Annotated in this window: 17 protein-coding genes; 4 read left to right on the forward strand and 13 right to left on the reverse strand. The window is 46.1% G+C overall.

What is annotated here, in order from left to right; genetic code table 11:
• Positions 1 to 92 precede the first annotated feature (92 nt).
• Both AC5JO6_RS00985 and AC5JO6_RS00990 read right to left on the reverse strand, forming a co-directional pair.
• Positions 93 to 1,214 carry a hybrid sensor histidine kinase/response regulator gene (locus AC5JO6_RS00985; protein ID WP_496079167.1) on the reverse strand — a complete coding sequence of 374 codons (1,122 nt, stop codon included), beginning with the start codon at positions 1,212 to 1,214 and terminating at the stop codon, positions 93 to 95.
• A gap of 403 nt (positions 1,215 to 1,617) precedes the next feature.
• A complete protein-coding gene (locus AC5JO6_RS00990) occupies positions 1,618 to 2,064 on the reverse strand; it encodes a hypothetical protein (RefSeq protein ID WP_496079168.1) in 447 nt (148 codons plus the stop codon).
• A gap of 628 nt (positions 2,065 to 2,692) precedes the next feature.
• Between AC5JO6_RS00990 and AC5JO6_RS00995 the strand changes: the two genes are divergently transcribed.
• On the forward strand, positions 2,693 to 3,409 hold the full coding sequence (locus AC5JO6_RS00995) for a LuxR C-terminal-related transcriptional regulator (RefSeq protein WP_496079258.1): 717 nt from the start codon (positions 2,693 to 2,695) through the stop codon (positions 3,407 to 3,409).
• A 40-nt stretch (positions 3,410 to 3,449) separates the two neighbouring features.
• Here the strand turns inward: AC5JO6_RS00995 and AC5JO6_RS01000 are convergent, their stop codons facing one another.
• Positions 3,450 to 3,926, reverse strand: a complete 477-nt coding sequence (locus tag AC5JO6_RS01000) for a ubiquitin-activating E1 family protein (protein ID WP_496079169.1) — start codon at positions 3,924 to 3,926, stop codon at positions 3,450 to 3,452.
• A gap of 184 nt (positions 3,927 to 4,110) precedes the next feature.
• Here AC5JO6_RS01000 and AC5JO6_RS01005 point away from each other — a divergent pair, with 184 nt between their 5' ends.
• Positions 4,111 to 4,443, forward strand: a complete 333-nt coding sequence (locus AC5JO6_RS01005) for a CU044_2847 family protein (RefSeq protein WP_496079170.1) — start codon at positions 4,111 to 4,113, stop codon at positions 4,441 to 4,443.
• A gap of 38 nt (positions 4,444 to 4,481) precedes the next feature.
• Positions 4,482 to 6,362: a S1 family peptidase gene (locus AC5JO6_RS01010; protein WP_496079171.1), complete on the forward strand. Its 1,881-nt coding sequence runs from the start codon at positions 4,482 to 4,484 to the stop codon at positions 6,360 to 6,362.
• Between the two features lie 22 nt (positions 6,363 to 6,384).
• On the opposite strand, the gene AC5JO6_RS01015 is transcribed toward AC5JO6_RS01010, so the two are convergent.
• The 7 genes from AC5JO6_RS01015 to AC5JO6_RS01045 all read right to left on the reverse strand — a co-directional run bounded on the left by AC5JO6_RS01015 (position 6,385) and on the right by AC5JO6_RS01045 (position 10,572).
• Positions 6,385 to 6,828, reverse strand: coding sequence for a hypothetical protein (locus AC5JO6_RS01015; RefSeq protein ID WP_496079172.1), 444 nt, complete (start codon positions 6,826 to 6,828; stop codon positions 6,385 to 6,387).
• A gap of 103 nt (positions 6,829 to 6,931) precedes the next feature.
• Positions 6,932 to 7,516: a siphovirus Gp157 family protein gene (locus AC5JO6_RS01020; RefSeq protein WP_496079173.1), complete on the reverse strand. Its 585-nt coding sequence runs from the start codon at positions 7,514 to 7,516 to the stop codon at positions 6,932 to 6,934.
• Between the two features lie 2 nt (positions 7,517 to 7,518).
• Positions 7,519 to 7,692, reverse strand: coding sequence for a hypothetical protein (locus AC5JO6_RS01025; protein ID WP_482037689.1), 174 nt, complete (start codon positions 7,690 to 7,692; stop codon positions 7,519 to 7,521).
• Between the two features lie 44 nt (positions 7,693 to 7,736).
• Positions 7,737 to 8,480, reverse strand: a complete 744-nt coding sequence (locus tag AC5JO6_RS01030) for a hypothetical protein (RefSeq protein ID WP_496079174.1) — start codon at positions 8,478 to 8,480, stop codon at positions 7,737 to 7,739.
• 3 nt (positions 8,481 to 8,483) lie between these two features.
• Positions 8,484 to 8,768, reverse strand: coding sequence for a hypothetical protein (locus AC5JO6_RS01035; RefSeq protein ID WP_496079175.1), 285 nt, complete (start codon positions 8,766 to 8,768; stop codon positions 8,484 to 8,486).
• A gap of 120 nt (positions 8,769 to 8,888) precedes the next feature.
• The gene (locus AC5JO6_RS01040; protein ID WP_496079176.1) at positions 8,889 to 10,064 is read right to left on the reverse strand and encodes a hypothetical protein; all 1,176 of its coding nucleotides are present in this window, start codon (positions 10,062 to 10,064) and stop codon (positions 8,889 to 8,891) included.
• A 67-nt stretch (positions 10,065 to 10,131) separates the two neighbouring features.
• Positions 10,132 to 10,572, reverse strand: coding sequence for a hypothetical protein (locus tag AC5JO6_RS01045; protein WP_496079177.1), 441 nt, complete (start codon positions 10,570 to 10,572; stop codon positions 10,132 to 10,134).
• Positions 10,573 to 11,007: 435 nt separating this feature from the next.
• On the opposite strand from AC5JO6_RS01045, the gene AC5JO6_RS01050 reads away from it, so the two are divergent.
• Positions 11,008 to 13,791, forward strand: a complete 2,784-nt coding sequence (locus AC5JO6_RS01050) for a tetratricopeptide repeat protein (RefSeq protein WP_496079178.1) — start codon at positions 11,008 to 11,010, stop codon at positions 13,789 to 13,791.
• Between the two features lie 18 nt (positions 13,792 to 13,809).
• On the opposite strand, the gene AC5JO6_RS01055 is transcribed toward AC5JO6_RS01050, so the two are convergent.
• The 3 genes from AC5JO6_RS01055 to AC5JO6_RS01065 are packed head-to-tail and all read right to left on the reverse strand — an operon-like array spanning position 13,810 to position 15,744.
• Positions 13,810 to 14,367 carry a hypothetical protein gene (locus AC5JO6_RS01055; RefSeq protein ID WP_496079179.1) on the reverse strand — a complete coding sequence of 186 codons (558 nt, stop codon included), beginning with the start codon at positions 14,365 to 14,367 and terminating at the stop codon, positions 13,810 to 13,812.
• A 55-nt stretch (positions 14,368 to 14,422) separates the two neighbouring features.
• Complete coding sequence (locus AC5JO6_RS01060; RefSeq protein WP_496079180.1) at positions 14,423 to 15,361, reverse strand: relaxase/mobilization nuclease domain-containing protein; 939 nt, start codon at positions 15,359 to 15,361, stop codon at positions 14,423 to 14,425.
• On the reverse strand, positions 15,358 to 15,744 hold the full coding sequence (locus tag AC5JO6_RS01065) for a plasmid mobilization protein (RefSeq protein WP_496079181.1): 387 nt from the start codon (positions 15,742 to 15,744) through the stop codon (positions 15,358 to 15,360). Before AC5JO6_RS01065 ends, AC5JO6_RS01060 begins: the two co-directional genes overlap by 4 nt.
• Positions 15,745 to 16,073 lie beyond the last annotated feature (329 nt).

Here is a 16,073-nt window from a genome sequence, read left to right on the forward strand (position 1 = left end):
CACCGTGCATCAAAGTGGCGTATGAGCATTATGGTCACAATGCTCATACGCCACCGCGCTGACATGGAGTGATGCGCTAGATAAATTAAATTTCAGTTAGTAGGGCGTGTGGGAAGCCGGATCGTGAACACGCTACCTCTGCCTTGGTTGACTCTCACTGTAAGGCTTCCTTGATGCGACTCGACAATCTGCTTTGAGAGATACAAGCCCAAACCATAGCCTCTTCTAGCAGCGCTAGACTGTTGAAAACGTTCAAAGATCGTTTCCATTCCCTCAGTAGGAATACCACTGCCAGTGTCTGCTACTTCAATAGTGATCTGCTCCCTGGTAGATGGCTGCGTACTGACGGAGGAATAGAGCCGTACTTCGATCGAGCCGCTCTCTGTATATTGAATGGCATTGCTAATAAGGTTGAGGAGCAGCCGGTAAAGTGCTGTGTGATCGCCAAGAACTATCATGACAGGCGGTTCTTGCCCTGGCTCTACTTCCAGGTGCAACGTCAAGGCTAAGCCTTTCTGGGTTGCCAGCGGTGACATTTGATCGACGATCTGCTGACTTAATGCAGCTAGATCGACCGGAAGAAAATTGAGGGACTGCTGCCCAGTCTCGTAGCGATAACTGTCCAGTAGAGTTTCAACCATTAGAATGAGGGACTGATTATTCTCTGCTATCTGGTTTAATACCAACTCAAGTTCTGGTAGTGTGTTGCCAAATACACCCTGTAGCATTTGCCGTAGTACTTGATTTGTAGCGCTGAGTGGACTGCGTAGGTCATGTAGCAGACAGGCGACAAAATCTTCCCGCTGCTGGTTAAGCTGGATTAACTCCTCCATCAGCTGCTTCCATTTGAGCAGCACTTGCACTCGATTGAGCAGATGGTTTGGTTCCGCTGGTGCTGCCATGAAGTCATTTGCCTCCGTCTCCAGACTGCGAAGCAGGCTCAATGAATCATTGGCAGTGATTAGCAAGACAGGAATGAAGGATGCCATTTGCTGCTGGCGAATTTGTTGGATCAGCGCTCTGTGCCTTAGGTCTGGAAGGATGGCATGGAGAATCACTAGATCAAAGGGAGCTTGCTCAAGTTGTCCATCAGGCTCGGCTATTGATACTGCATAGCCATTGGTGGTAAGAATCTGTTGGAGCCACTGACACTCCGTTGGCAGAGACCCCAGGATCAAAATCCTGGAGTAAGGACTTGAAGAGTTTGTATGCATGGATGTGAGCAAAATAGGCAGTGTTGCGTTGTCTCACAGTGATGCTTATCCTCATGCTCTCCACTGGGGGGAAATGAATGCATGTATCATCACGCTATGTGCTTGGTTGTGCAGCAGCAACGCTTGCTCCTGTAAGAACATAGGCGTTCCTTGAGCCGCCTTGGGAGAGGCAAACTGACGCTTGTTCGACGGCTATACTACTAGGTTCAACTAGTGCTTTAACTAACACGCTAAGTACGGTAGTTGAGTAGGTTAAGGGTGGCTAACAAGGAGAAGTGGGCTTGTCAGCGGTAGTTCAATGAGCATAGCGAAGTAACTACTCGTCTAAGTATCAATAGATGCTTGTATAAATAAGTACAGCGAATTCATATAACAATCCGGAACTTTTCGCTGACTTTAAAGGCTAGAGCAGCTCTTTGCTGGTCTCGATTTCTGTTTCCATACGGGCGATGGATCGTTCGTAAACTTTCAGCCCGATGAGAACCAAACGTACTAGCATTTGATCCGGATGTCGCTGACTTTGCTCAGCTAATTCTTTGATCCGCTCTGTCGGCAGATGTTCGTTAAAAAGGACGAGATTGCGCTCTAACTCATAGACCAGTGTGCGTCTATGAACCTTTGCTTGCTCACGTAGTTCTTGCCCCACAGGGGAAGTTAGCAACAAGCTCAGTAGCTCTGCTAAGAACGGCGATCGTTTCTTATCGCCTTCGATGGCACATTGAGCTTCGAGAGCCGCTAATAAGTCTGCATGCATGTAAAAGGTAGGACGACAAGCACCTTCTACGTGGTCTTCATGCTCTAGTTTCTGATTCGGTGGTGCTGCGTCTATCGTCTGTTTCTGAACTGGCATATAGCTCACAGTCAGGAAGTACAACAAGGTATACCTTAGCTCCTACTTCGGTGAACTTACAGTGAAAACACAGACGCTTCATGCAAACACTATAGTTACCTATCAAACAGAAGCTGGAACTTTACACTAGATTTAAATAACTCAGCTTTGGTGACTTGACGACACCAGCAATAACTGTGCCGTACTGATTTCTACTAACCAGATACCAGCGATCGACTGTCATTAACACCTGTACTCATTGTAGAAGGCGGTTTTGGCAGCAGGCGACTTGAAGCTGCTGCTGTTCATTTTTGGGGTAACTTGCCTTGTAAGCTGCTGTAGGGCGCTGAAAGTAGGGCGTTAATTTTCTCTGGTTTTCTAATTAGTCCTCAAAAGAAGCGATTTAGTATTATAAAGTGGTATTTTCACAGCATTTGTAGGATAAGTGCTTGTTTTAGCTGTGCTGAAATGGCAAGCTAAGGGAGGTCACTACCGTCTAGCTGTGATCCTTAGGGTTGGTCTACCACTGACGTTCTTGTCGTATGCGAGTCTAAGACTCAGCTAAATGACAATTTAGTTGAGCTATTTTGTGATGCCGATTCTGCCTGAATCTATTTCAACATCATTAGCAATCCGCATTCAGATCATCATGAAGAAGATTCAAACCGTCATTGTGGAAGACCATAGTCTAACTCGTTTGGGAATGCGCGGTGCATTCCATAGCTGTGAAAGAATTGCCTTGGTTGGTGAAGCTGCTTCTGCTACGGCTGGGTTGAAGCTGCTTCAGACAACAAAACCAGATGTTGCCATTATCGATATTGATCTGCCTGACATGAGCGGAACCGAACTGATCCAGAAATTTCGGCTTTCCGTCGGCGCTGATGACGCTGCTCGCACAAAGCTCTTAATGGTGACAGCATTTACAACCGAACGGGTCGTTTTGGATGCGTTTGCTGTAGGGGCGGATTCCTATTTTGTAAAAACGACGCGCTTCGAGTTTTTGCCGGAAGTGGTGTGTCTTACGGCTGAAGGGCAGCTTTGGATTGACTCTACTATTGCCCATGTGATTCTCAAATATGCCAAGCAGGCTGTATTAGCGACAAAGTCCACTGCTTGTAGGACTGTCACGATCGCTGCCCTTGACGCTGAACAGTCAACGATTTTAGAGGCTGATCCATTAACAAACAAAGAGTTGGAAGTGTTGGAATTGATAGTGCAGGGCTACACCAATAATCAGATTGCGGGACAACTTTATATGAGTCTTGGTACCGTCAAAGTGCATATCCGTAGTATTCTCAGCAAATTATGTGCCAGCGATCGCACTCAGGCAGCCGTATTGGCAATGCGAGCAGGACTGATCGAGTAAAAAGTTCCAGCACAATGGAAAATTATGCAGTGAGCGATGATTAATTTGAAGACTGATGGATTGCTTGAATGACACTGGCTTGGGTCGTGTAGAGCGATTGCCCACTGCCGCTCTCTAGATCAAAGTAGGTGGCGAACCGTCGCAGCTTCCCGGTGGTCAACTGCAACAGATAATCAAAGGCTTCAGCCGCAACCCGCTGACTAATGCTGAGAGATTGGCTATTCAGTGAGGCAAGTTGTTCACAGGAGAGGCTGTTATCCTCTATTTCCCCTGGTTGTGGAATCAGCAGGTCGGGTTGTTGGATGATAGGGGCAGGGAGCCGAAAGCATCCCAATGCGCCAAACTGATAATCATCGGGTTTGGTGGAAAGGTGAGAGCCTAAGAGAACTTGTCCACTGCGTCGGGAATTGCCACAATCCAGATACCAGGTGCGAGGTGTGAATTGGTGGTTGTTGTTCTCTAATATTTGAACGATCGATTGTCTGGCTCTGGCGTTATCGACACAACCAGTGACCAAGGCAAGGGTATTGTAGGCGGGAGCAACCCAAGCTGGATTGAAGGGTTGGGCGATCGCTAAACGTCCTTGAGTCGGTTCACTGTTCTGTTACTCCCCAACCCCCGTCATCAGCTTTCATAAAAGTTACTCCCAAGGTAAAATTTAGGGATATAGATTAGTGTATAAGCGAAATTTAGGAGTCTTTATGGAGCAAACAAAACTGGTTCAGGTTCAACTCGAAAATGGTGTACTTGTTCGTGTAGAGGCAACTCCAATTACTGAAACTGGTGGTCTAACTCCAAGATCACCTGATAGACCGCTTCCGCTCAGGCAGGTTAAAGAGCAAATTAGAGTCATCGCTACGGAAATTGCCACAGCCGTAGAAGATGTGAGGCAGGATGTTAAAGCAAATCGGTGCAGCGTAGAATTTGGGTTGGAGTTTGGGTTAGAGTCAGGCAATCTTGTTGCAATTCTTGGTAAGTTGACTAGTAAAACGTCTCTAAAAGTAACGCTTAATTGGGATGAATCAAACAAATAAAGGCACAGATAATTCACCTCAATACATCAAGTAAGACAATGTCAACGAAAACCTCAGATAAACTGGCTGAGTTACTGCGAAAATGTACGGTTCACATTGCCTCTGGTAAAACAGGGACAGGTTTCTTTGTTGCTAAAGGCTATATACTCACTTGTCATCATGTGGTAGAGGATGTAGAAAAAAATCCCATCAATGTGGTTTGGTATGATCCCTCTCCACATAATTTGAAAGCTAGAGTTATTGGACCTATTAGAAACAACTCATTGGATTTAGCTTTACTGCAATTGGAAAGTAATGTTCCCAAGCATCCCTGCGTTGCCTTCGATTTTGTGGAACCCAGTCAAGACGATCCACTTCTCGTTTATGGATATGCAGAAAAAACGGGAGGACTTGAGGTAACTGCTCGCTATGAAGGGCGGCGGTACGGTAATCTTCAGGAAAGAGAATACCTTTATAGATTCAAAGGTGGAATTGTTTGGGGAGGGTTGAGTGGCTCTCCATTATTAAGTCGATATAGTGATAAAGTTTGTGCAATTGTCAATGCTTCAGAAGATCACCCAAACTCCGATAACCAAAGTGTAGCAATTCCTATAGAAGCAAGTATTCAGGTCTTTCAAAAGTATAGAGACATTAAAGCTCTCAACACAAAATTTCATGATGAAAACAAAGAATGGAGAAGTTTGCTGGGTATTCAGGCTGGAGATCTGAGTACTAAGCAAAGAGTATGGAATTATGTCTTAGCCTTTTTCATCCTGGCGCTCTTACCTATTTTATGGTTAGTATTTGGTTTATTCAGCGGATATGCTTTTCCATTTAATGCAGTTAGAGAAATGATGATATGCTTCTCTCCGTTGCATGCATCCAATAGACAGGATTTGGTTCGGGCTAATCGAATCATTCGTCGAAAACAGGCAGAACTAGAGGAAGAAAAATCTAAAGACCAAAATGTAGAAGAACTTAACTGCTCAGACATTGAATACTGGTTACTGATTCAACTTGTCAAACTATTTGCTAATTCTAGCCAGGATAGTCAACAGAGAATTACAAACACACTTCAAGATTTGAAGATAGGGAGTGAGGAGGTTCAAGCAAAACTGAGACTCGAATTACGGACAAGTAAGACAAGGAAAAGCCGACGAATTCAATTAACTCGTTCTTTTTTGGGAACAGCTGAAAAGTTATTTGAGGATCAAGTTCAAAAAGCTTATGCAGCAAGTCTTGAGGATGCCATTGACCGATTACATCAGCACAGTCAAAGCGAGACTTCTTCCTCATCAACTCTGCTTGGCCTTGCTGAGAAAGAAGTTGAATCTAGTTTAATCACTCTGTCCGTTGCTGACCGTGATTCTCTCAGAAAAGTCCGAGATATCATAAAATATCTTGCTGCTAAATCTAAGGTTCCTGAGTCTAAGCCGACTCCTCCAGATAATCTACCTGAAGAAAAACCTGGGAACAATAGTTCAACGAATGGCAAGGATGAACCAGCTGATAGCGCCCCCGTGATGCAACAAAATGTCGAGATTACGAAGTTGGAAGAGGAATTAACAATTAATGAAAGACAACTGAACACGCAGAGCCAACAAATAACCAAACTTCAGCAGGAAACTGAAAAAGTTAACGATGAAATTAATACGCTTAAAGGCGAGAATGAAAATTTGCGAGAACAATTGTTGCTCCGAGCAAGAGAAATAGAAGAAAAAGACTCCCAAATAAGGCTGTTTGAGCAAGCAGCTATGGCACAAGCACACTTGCATCTTCAAGCGCCCAGAGAACCACTAAATCAACCAGGACAACGAGCCGTAGAAGCAGAAGCTAAAAATTTGATCAGTCCCCAGGTTTATCCTGACACTTCCGCTCAGACAAATGAGCCATCGGTTCCAGAATCTACTTCCGATAGGCAAACACACAGTTATCTCTAGCAGTTTGCATAAGTCTAGAGAATCATTTATTCTCCTTTTGCTGTTTTATGCGTTGGATGCGCTCTAGCAAACTTTCGTTAGACATCCGCAACGTTAAACGTTCAACAAGCAGGGGAAATGCAAATGGGGAGGAACGTTTAGTATCTTTCCAGGCGAGGGTGAGTTGTTGCAGGCGATCGAGGGTTTTTGCCGACCGATGCACTTCCAGTTGTTCGTTTAAAACTTTCTGTTCAGCTTGCTGCAATCGTTTGGAATGACTTGCTTCGTAATGCTCCCGATCGAACAACAGCCCAAGCGCTTGAAAACGCTCTTCAGCCGTCTTTTTGCCATTAGTGCTTTTGGCGATTCTCGTTCCGAGAGGCTTCGCCAACGCATCCAATTTAGTTGTTGTCGCTGTTAAATTTGCAGCAGTGTTGGCGGAGCCTCTCATTTTGAGAATCGCCTCTTCTGGTGTTAGCCATTTCATAGCAGAGACAAATTAATGGTCTGGCTGACATGGCGGTAGCCAGGACAATGCAAAAATTAGCCAGCAGCAGAGGCGCATCCTTGCTGTTGGCTGACGAAAGGGTTTATTGCTCTGCCAAAAGTGAGTTTTTGAAGTCCTGAATCGCCGTAGCGGTCAGTGCATAAATGACGCGCCGCCTGCGTTCGATATGGGTGCCATCGACCGGAACGCCTCTCTTCCAGGCAGCAATGATCGCTTTCTTGTCGGCAGCGTAAGTGACTTTCTTTTTGCGGAACTCATCTGGTAAGTCTTCTGCGTCCACCAGTAGCTCACAACTGGGAGGATTTTCGCGAATGGTGATGCGGAGTGAACGTCCGACGACTTCATCGGGCAGCCCCCCGGCTAGGTTTTGCTCCAGGATACTTTGATCAAGGGCCTGTCGCCATCGTTCCAGGCGATCGAGGGCTTTCTGATGGACTGCTTTCAGGTGTTCCAGCCGTTGTTTGACACCTGCAATCTCAGCATCAAGCTGAAATGCCAGCTCGGCGTGAAGATCGATCGCGTCTTCTTGTGCTTCCTGGGTTTCCCAAATCGCTGCAAGAAGTTCTGCTTCCTCCTCAACTGTTTGGGAATGAGTGAGCAGATCCCAGAGTGCTGCTGCTGCTTGAGAGAGTCCTGCCAGAGATTGTTGAGCCAGAGGCAAGGTCATGATTACCATCTCCCACAAGATTCGTAATAGTCTCGTTCTGCTTCGATGTCTGCCAAAATCATCAGAGTGCCTGGATTAATGTCTTCTGAGGATTGCTCGGATTCAAGAGAGAGATCAGGATGGGTGATTGTCAGTGGTACTGAGTGATTCGTAGAACTGGTTGTCAGAGTTTGCATAGGGGTAGCCTTGATCACGCTGTATGAACCAGCGCGATAGCGCCCTACCTCTGTGCCATAAACCGTCGAATGCTTCTGGCACATACAATACACCGAGCTTCCCGGTGACCTTCAAACCCTAATTTCCAGGCAGGTGTGCGAATTAGTTTACCGTTACGGATATGAATAATCAATCCATAGCGAGCACCGTCCCAAGCAAGGCTACTATCTGCGCTGTAAGCCAGATACCGCAAGTGATTGAGGGCAACTGTCCAATTGCACCCATAGATGTGAAACCGTTGAGGATATTGCTGACAGAGGGTTTTCAATTGACGCAGCATTTGATAAGCGATCGCTTTTTCCTCTAGATCCTCAGATTTGCCCTGACGCATTAACATTACTAATCCACCAATGCCCACAATCTTGCTGCATTGCAGGTAGTAGTCGAGATATTTCTTGGGCGTTCCCCAACCCCAGATCGGAATCATTTTGACAGGTGGTTTCCTAAAGTTTTGCTGGAGCCATTGGCGTGCAGCCATCCAGTTTTGATAAGTTGCTTCTGGATCTCCGATAACATCAGGAGCGCTAACCCAAACGTAATTCCCTGAGACGGCGACTTCCAAATAGTGCATCACATCTAATGTGATGCCATGCCTGAAATGGTTATAGGCATTAGAGTCTAGAGCCACCCGTTGAAATCCTTGAACCAGATGAATCTTGGTTGGATTCACAAGGACTCGCTGTACATCTGCCTGTCGCAGCATCAGGGCATCATTCGTGCTAGAAAGCCCACTAAAGTAGAAGAACATGAGCTACTCACCGTCTTGTTGTAGATTCGTCAGAGCGTTTTGGATGAGTGGCAACGTGTCTTCGTCAGCAACAGGCACAAGTCGATAAATCCGAGTATTTTGGGTGGTGTACCCAAAGTCCTCAATCAACGAGGCAACCAGTTCCACTGCACGCTGAAGCGTACCGTAGGTGTGGGGTTCTTCTGTTGGCAAAATGGGATAGAAAGTCTCCGGTTCTGACCACGGTAAAGGTTCATCGACCTTAACCACTACGAAAGTTGGAGGATTTGAGTTGAGTGATTCAGACATAGACCGCTCCATGTTGGTGAACAGGCGAGAGCATATAGACCTGCTTAAAGCTGGCAGCCCGCCTATATTGCCTGGAGCGGAAGCTCTATCACGATCGCAGCCATCTTGTCTGGGCTTAGGTTAGGGAACAAAGAGAGTCAACTGAACAGGTTTAGCGGGTTCTGTCAGTTCTCGCCAATTTTGCTCAAAGGCTTTCAGGTTACGGCATTTGTTTTTCGCTAGCTTGGGAGCCACAACGTAAAACTCCTCGAAAGCCGGATAAACGCCTTCTTGTCGTCGGTGGAGATAGCACCGTTTGCCGTGCAGATCTTCTATTGAGGCATGATGACGATGGCAAATTGTCTCTAACTTGGACTCCATCTGAGCTTTGTCGCCTTCGTCTACCAGAACCACCTTGCGATCGGAATTGACGTAGGGCTTGCCGTTTTTCCCAGTTAATTGCTTGTAAGTGCGTTGAACGTGATAGATTGCCCACTGTAACTGGCGTAAGAGCTGCTCCAATTCAGCAAGGGCAGCCTGGTTACTGCTTTTCACTATCAGATCGTAAGCAGTGCCTGATGAAAATAGATGCATTCGAGGATTAAATGCCAGAGCGTTTAGCTCCATCAGCAGTGTGAACCCTGCGGCTTTCGGGTCACGATTGTAGCGGGCGATCGCAGCTTGTTTTTGCTGAAACGGGCAGTAGCTACAGGCAGATTTCCTCCATAGAACTCCCAGAGCACGATAGAGATATTCAATGCAATCATCCCGTGTCCATCCCCATTCGATGAGAGGGTAGAGAAACGGGTGCCCCTGACAGGTGTAGCCATCGGCTTTACCTGCCCGTTTTGTTTCATCCGCGTTGTAACCCAAATAGGGACCAAAGGCTTCTGTAATGTGATCTGAGATCCAGGCATCAAGCACTTCCCCTTTCCAACGTTGAGCACAGATGTGAGGTCGCCCTAATCGAGGGACGGTTCCAGACTGAAGCAGATCACGGCTGAGGGGAAAGTATCCTTCGGTGTGCAGTTCGTAGGGCTGCTGAGTGTCACTGAGAATGATGTAGCCATCCAGTTTACTGGCAGAGGCTTTGGCAACTTGCACCAATCGAACCCTGTGCTCCCGCATTAGTGGGAAGAGATGAGTCTCACAAAGGTATTTGGTTTCATCCATCTCATCGCCAGTTTGCGCGGTCAACACGATTAGATTTTGGAAGCGATCGAAGGGACGGGATTGAGGCTCCAGTAGCCAACGCACCAGGATTGCTGTGCTCTCAACTCCCATCCCCCAATTGAGAAGATGCAATTGAGGAGTCATAGCGTAGAAATAAAAAATCCTCCAGTCTAGTGCCTGAAGGAGTTCGTAGGAAAGGATTTTGATGTTCTCAGGTGATGTTTCCTGTTCGTTCGGTGATATGCAGAAACCCAATACTGGTGCCCTCTGGATTTGCCTGGGCGATTACATAAAAGAACGTCTCTGAAGCTGGTTGCCTCACAATCAGGTAAGGGTAGCCATCCTGAGTGAGTCCAGCATGATGAACCTGACCACCAACCAGCTTGGTGAGTTCTTGTTGATACGGGTTCATGACGGTGCCTGTATTGGTTTGCGCTTGCCGGAGCCAATGGTGAAAGTCGATACTTTCGAGTTCGGGGGTATACTCGCTGGGTTTAAGCTTTCGGGTGCGATCATATATCGCTTCGGGCACCACACTTTTCAGATGCGCGTCAACCGCGTTGAAATTGATGGCATGGAGGTTGCTCCAGGGAAGGCTCACATGAAAGCGTTGGGATTCACCAACCAGGTTGAAGTTAAGATAATGCTCCATATCGCTCAGAGATTAAACGGCTGAAAGTGTTGGAGCGATAGCTCTGAAGAAGTTTGAAGAATAGATCGCATCCCCGAAAAAAGAAATGCAATCTATTCTTGAACTCTATCGATGAGACTTGGACTGACGAAGAACTAGGATGACTGTGACTCGAACTAGTCCAGCCAAAGAGCCAAGTAGGATAGCAATGAGGATGGTGATTGCCAAAATAATTGCGGTGGGAGAGTCGCCATGTTCTAAGATCGCGGTAGGATCAATGGGAGCAATTGGAGAAAGGGTTTGGCTTGTATTCGTTAGCTCTGGGGACATTTGAATGAACTCCTTAAATTCATGCTCTCATCCTAAAAACTGCCTCAGAGTCAGTCATTACGAGAAGTTCCGAAAAAGTAAGGTTATGATCAAACCAATTTTCCTAACTGCCCTGTGACTTGAAATATGACCCCCGAAGAAGCTCTCGGTGTTGCCGATCAAGTTTTGTATGTTCACGCTGGTAAGCGTTTAACGGATATCCAACGCCTGATTTTACTAGAGTCTTTGGCAGGTAAGGGGTATGAGGAGATGCAAGGCTACGCTACTCAGCACATCAAAAACGAAGGAAAGGAACTTTGGGCGGCGTTATCTGGAGCACTAGATGAGAAGGTTAGTAAAACCAATTTTCGAGGGGCACTGGAAAAACGTCTGCGATCGACCCAGATTGTCCCTAAACCACCTAGCCTTTCAGCCTATGATGCGAAGACTTGGGCAGGAAGAGATGCCCTGATCGGCGATCTCCTCAATCAATTGCATGGGCAGACTCGATTGCTTTGTCTAACTGGAATCTCAGGGATTGGCAAAACTGCACTGGCAGAATGTTTGGCAGTGCAGTTTCAAAATCCCGATGTGTCCTTTCATCGAGTCAGTTTTGATATCGTGGGACAGAGCCAGGACTTTACAGCAGGAGCGGCTGAGATCCTTGCAGAACTGGGGGATAAAGACCTTGACCCCAAAGAACTTAATGACCCGAAACGACTCAGTGATCGCCTCCTCCGAAAACTTCAGATGCATCAATACTGGCTACAACTGGATGCGCTGGAGCGGTTACTTGATCCTGAACACCCCACTGAATTTACAGATTCTCACTGGTTAGGTTTTTTCCAACGCTGCCTGAGTAGTTCTGATTTTCCTAGTCGCTTGGTTTTGACAGCCCAAGCGATACCGAGCGAATTTGCTCGATTTGAGGACGATTATCCTCACGCTTGGAGTGAACAAACGCTACGTGGATTGTCTGATACTGAACAGTTAGAGCTTTTTGGTAAATATGGAGTCGCAGATGATAGTACAAACGATGCCTTGCTCAGCCGCATTGGGCAAACTTACGAAGGGCATCCGCTCGTATTGCGGGTAATTGGCGGAGAGATTCGCAAGGATTTTGGCGGCAACGTTGTCCAGTATTGGGAACGGTACGGAAGTGAGTTTGAACAAGTTGCCCGCGAACTACAATCTCAAAGGGTCAACCCCGCTCTTTATAACCAGACACTTCAGAAACGGGTACGACAACGGGTAGAAATCTCGTTCAAGCGATTGCCTGAAGACGCATTGAATCTTCTTTGCCGTAGTGCCGTTTACCGTCGTCCTGTAGTTGAAAGTTTTTGGTTGGTAATGCTTGAGGATCGAACTCCTTTTCAGCAACAAGAAGCTTATCGTGTATTGAGTGATCGTACCTTGGTTGAGCAAGAAGGTACTCTGCAAGAACAACTTCTCATCCGGCAACATAACCTAATTCGTGATGTTGCCTACGATTTACTGCAAAAAAATTCCGAGGTATGGAAGTCTGCTCAGCAGAGAGCGGCTGAAATGTGGCTAACAGCATACCAACCTGCTCCTGATGGGCCAAACTTGGAAAAAGTACGGGGTTATTTAGAAGCATTTCATCATTACTATGAAGTAAAGGATTGGCAAAAAGCTATTCAAACCGCAAGTACTTCGCTGAGTTTTTCTACAGAGCAAGATTTAAGCTGGCACATTAGACAATGGGGCTACTACCGAGAATATTTTGATCTTCAAAATAATTTATTGACGATTGTGCATAAAATGGACAATCGTCAAGGTGAAGGAATCATCTTGAGTAATTTAGGAGTTGCACACTTAACTTTGGGCAACTATCAGCAGGCAATCGACTACCATCAGAAACAATTGGCAATCGCGCGTGAAATTCGGCATCAAGATGAAGAGTGTAGTGCTCTGCTAAATCTAGGAAATAGTTACTTATCGCTAAATGGCTCTCGGCAGGCAATCGATTGTTATGAGCAATGCTTGACAATTGCTCGTGATATTAGTCATTTGAAGTGGGAAGCCTCTGCTCTAGGTAGCTTAGGACATGCCCACTCTCATTTGCAAAATCATCAACAAGCAATTGATTACCACCAGCAAAGCTTAGTAGTCTTTCGTAAAATTCAGGACCATTGGGGAGAAAGTGTTGCTTTGATCAATATAGGGCACACCTATGTTCTATTAGGAGATCCGCAGCAGGCAATCCACTATCAGCAGCTAGTTCTACCAATTGCTCATAAGTTTGGTTATAGGGAAATGGAGGGTAAGGTATTGCTCAACCTGGTTCTTTCCTACTCACTTCTAGGCGATTATCAGCAGACTATTGAATGCTCTCAGCAAAGTTTGATAATCTTCCGTGAGACTGGAAACCATCATCAAGAATGTGAAGCTTTAGTCATTCTAGGTATTGCATACAAAGTGTTGAATGACTATCAACAATCAATGGACACCTATCAGCAATGCTTGACGATGGCACGTAAGATTGAAGATAAACCGACAGAGGGTAAGGTTCTGGGCGTTCTAGGTCAAGGCTATAGCGATCTAGGCGATTATCAACAGGCAATTAACTTCTATCAGCAAGCCTTAGAAGTTGTTCATGAACTTGGTGACCAAGCCGCAGAAGGAGAGATGCTTATGGGATGGGCACATCCATTAATAAAGACTGAGAAATATTCAGAAGCTCTAGAAAAATTACAATCAAGTCTAGAAATTTTTACGGAGATTGGCGCAACAAGTAATCAAGCTGAGGCTCTTAAACAGCTAGCGCAATTGTATCAAGTCTTAGGACAAGTAGATTGTGCTTTAGAATGTTGTGAGCAGGCATTCGTGATTGCAAGTGAACTCGGTATTCCGTTAGCTGAAGAATGCAGAAAGCTGAAAGAAGAATTGGAAAAAGTGCAGAATAAGTAAAGTTTGGGAATATACAAATCAAAGATTTCTACCTTTTGAACAGAATTTAATCTTGTATCTGAAATACATGTGGAGTGATTTTCCTCCGGTATATGCAACTGCTGCTGGTTCCAAGCCCGTTGCATGCTTAAATTCTTCCAATACAATGTATTGGTTTGCCAAAGGCAAGTCATCAATTTCATAGAACAAACACTGGCATTGCCTGACGTGGTTGTTGCTAATTCCTTTATCAGGCTGGTTGGGGTAGAAACTAACCGTTGCACCCAAAGAGGAAAACTTGAATGCAAGTGCCCATCCATCTGCATAGCGTTTGGGAGTGAGCTGCCAGCAGGTATTACCCTGGCGATCGCGCCCACCCTGAGTGCAGCAATAGAGGGTAAAGCCCTGGGGAGTGATGCTGCCACAAAAAATGTAATGACTGTAGATCAGTTGATTGTTCTTCCAGTAGCAGTTCCAGTTGTCAGGAATGAGTTTTACAGGAAGATCCCAAGATATCCGTAGCCAGATTTTAGCACCTGACACAAAGCCAATATGCCTGAGAAATCGGATCGTCATTTGTCGCAGATTGACATTCATCGCAGTTAAGCCAAGAGCATTGCTACTCCTTGAGTGGCGTTAGCTGCCCTGACTATCAAAGTTCTAACTCTCGTTGTCGTTGTTTTGGTAATTTGGATTTTTGGCGATGTTTCGCTGCATTATCGTCCCGTTGGTTCTCTTCTCTATTCGATACCTGCACTAACGAGTCTGCATCGATTCCACTGGTAGTTGATGAATTAACCGGTTGCTCTACCAGTTTTTTAATTAATTCCGCATCTCGATGTGAGTCATAGTTCACTCCTCGGTATCTCTGCAAGCCTTGGAAGGTATAGGCTTTGCCCAGATGAGTGCCACTGAAAGCAATACCATTTAATTCGTAGCTGATGCCTGTTATCTCACCAGTTTGACGATCGCGAATCCGAACACTGATGCCGTTTTGCTGGAGCTGCCCAATGAGCTGAGGCATAGTGATAGGAGATTGAGTGGCTTGATCAAGCGATCGCTGAAGCTGCACTCGAATACTTTCCTCACCAGTTCGAGCCAGTAATCGCTGTTCTCCAGTAGTAGGGCTACGGCTGATTTTTTCCTGGTTTGAGTGGAGCGATCGCAACCCATAGTCCTGTTCCAACTGGCGAATAGCGGCTTCACTCCGGCGATAATCCCAGCGATCGGAAACGGTTGTTCCGTCCAACCGAATTCGACTGGCGACAATGTGAGCATGATCATGGTCGCGATCGCTATGCCGCACAACTACATACTGGTTCATGTCAAAGCCCATTGCCTGGAGATATTTCTGGGCAATATCGTGCCAGGTGTCATTCTCCAGATGCTCGGTATAGGGCAAACTCAGGGAGGCATGGTAGACCGATCGACTCACCCTGGGGTTTAACTGTCGGCAAAATCGGAACTCCGCTGCTAACCCACGCGGGGTTGTTTCCTCCATATTGCTGCCAATTAAGCTGGCTCCATCTTTGCCAAACAAATAATTGAGCAATTTGCTGAAGCTCCGACCTTTGATTTGTTTGCCGATCACGATTCCTCTTCTATCTCTGTCATGAATTCCAGGTCAGTCAGTTCTCGCCGTATTTGGCTCAAGAGACTTCTGGTTTGATTCAACAACTCCTGATCGACCACGATCGGAGTTGCTTGAAGTGGAGCAGTGGTGTTGGTGCTAGCCTTTGTGTTCGCAAGTACCGCCCTAGCAATTTGGTTCAGGCTGTCACTGATTTTGGTGAGTTCCCAGTAGGTCAGACCCGCAATTCGAGTTACGCGCCGGGGGAGCTGATTTTTTAATGTCTTGGCACGAAACAATTCTGCCATCGTCAGGTTGTGCTCTGTCGCCATACAGCGCACCTGCTCTTTCTCCTTAGCGTTGAGGGAGATATGGAACTTGATGGGACGTTTCTGCGAGGACATTCCAGCCAATCAGGAAGACGGTGAAGATTCTTCTCTAGCTTTGCTGTTCCTTCGTTGACTTGTGATCTACCAGTCGGCTATCTTTTTGATTTCTGCATCGGGCAATAGCCTTTTACAACAAACAAAACTCACGGGTGTTGCAATAACACCATTATTTTTATTCCGGTATATGAATATACATTACAACATGGCTTGCTCTGCATCCTGGGTTTTGAACGGGTACTGTAGTCTGCTGTAAGAATGTGGTTCATGGGTGGAATGCTGCGATAAAGCTGTGGACATTTGAGGTTATTGAGTGTCAACAAGTCCAGCTTATTAGGAATTCAGCG

The organism is Tildeniella sp. (assembly GCF_059505325.1).

Coding starts and splice junctions, on each gene's coding strand:
- AC5JO6_RS01035 (WP_496079175.1), bottom strand. CDS start 8,768: ATGTCTGAATCACTCAACTCAAATCCTCCAACTTTCGTAGTGGTTAAG.
- AC5JO6_RS01025 (WP_482037689.1), bottom strand. CDS start 7,692: ATGCAAACTCTGACAACCAGTTCTACGAATCACTCAGTACCACTGACA.
- AC5JO6_RS01015 (WP_496079172.1), bottom strand. CDS start 6,828: ATGAAATGGCTAACACCAGAAGAGGCGATTCTCAAAATGAGAGGCTCC.
- AC5JO6_RS01005 (WP_496079170.1), top strand. CDS start 4,111: ATGGAGCAAACAAAACTGGTTCAGGTTCAACTCGAAAATGGTGTACTT.
- AC5JO6_RS01040 (WP_496079176.1), bottom strand. CDS start 10,064: ATGACTCCTCAATTGCATCTTCTCAATTGGGGGATGGGAGTTGAGAGC.
- AC5JO6_RS01020 (WP_496079173.1), bottom strand. CDS start 7,516: ATGACCTTGCCTCTGGCTCAACAATCTCTGGCAGGACTCTCTCAAGCA.
- AC5JO6_RS01010 (WP_496079171.1), top strand. CDS start 4,482: ATGTCAACGAAAACCTCAGATAAACTGGCTGAGTTACTGCGAAAATGT.
- AC5JO6_RS01050 (WP_496079178.1), top strand. CDS start 11,008: ATGACCCCCGAAGAAGCTCTCGGTGTTGCCGATCAAGTTTTGTATGTT.
- AC5JO6_RS01055 (WP_496079179.1), bottom strand. CDS start 14,367: ATGAATGTCAATCTGCGACAAATGACGATCCGATTTCTCAGGCATATT.
- AC5JO6_RS00985 (WP_496079167.1), bottom strand. CDS start 1,214: ATGCATACAAACTCTTCAAGTCCTTACTCCAGGATTTTGATCCTGGGG.
- AC5JO6_RS00990 (WP_496079168.1), bottom strand. CDS start 2,064: ATGCCAGTTCAGAAACAGACGATAGACGCAGCACCACCGAATCAGAAA.
- AC5JO6_RS00995 (WP_496079258.1), top strand. CDS start 2,693: ATGAAGAAGATTCAAACCGTCATTGTGGAAGACCATAGTCTAACTCGT.
- AC5JO6_RS01065 (WP_496079181.1), bottom strand. CDS start 15,744: ATGTCCTCGCAGAAACGTCCCATCAAGTTCCATATCTCCCTCAACGCT.
- AC5JO6_RS01045 (WP_496079177.1), bottom strand. CDS start 10,572: ATGGAGCATTATCTTAACTTCAACCTGGTTGGTGAATCCCAACGCTTT.
- AC5JO6_RS01030 (WP_496079174.1), bottom strand. CDS start 8,480: ATGTTCTTCTACTTTAGTGGGCTTTCTAGCACGAATGATGCCCTGATG.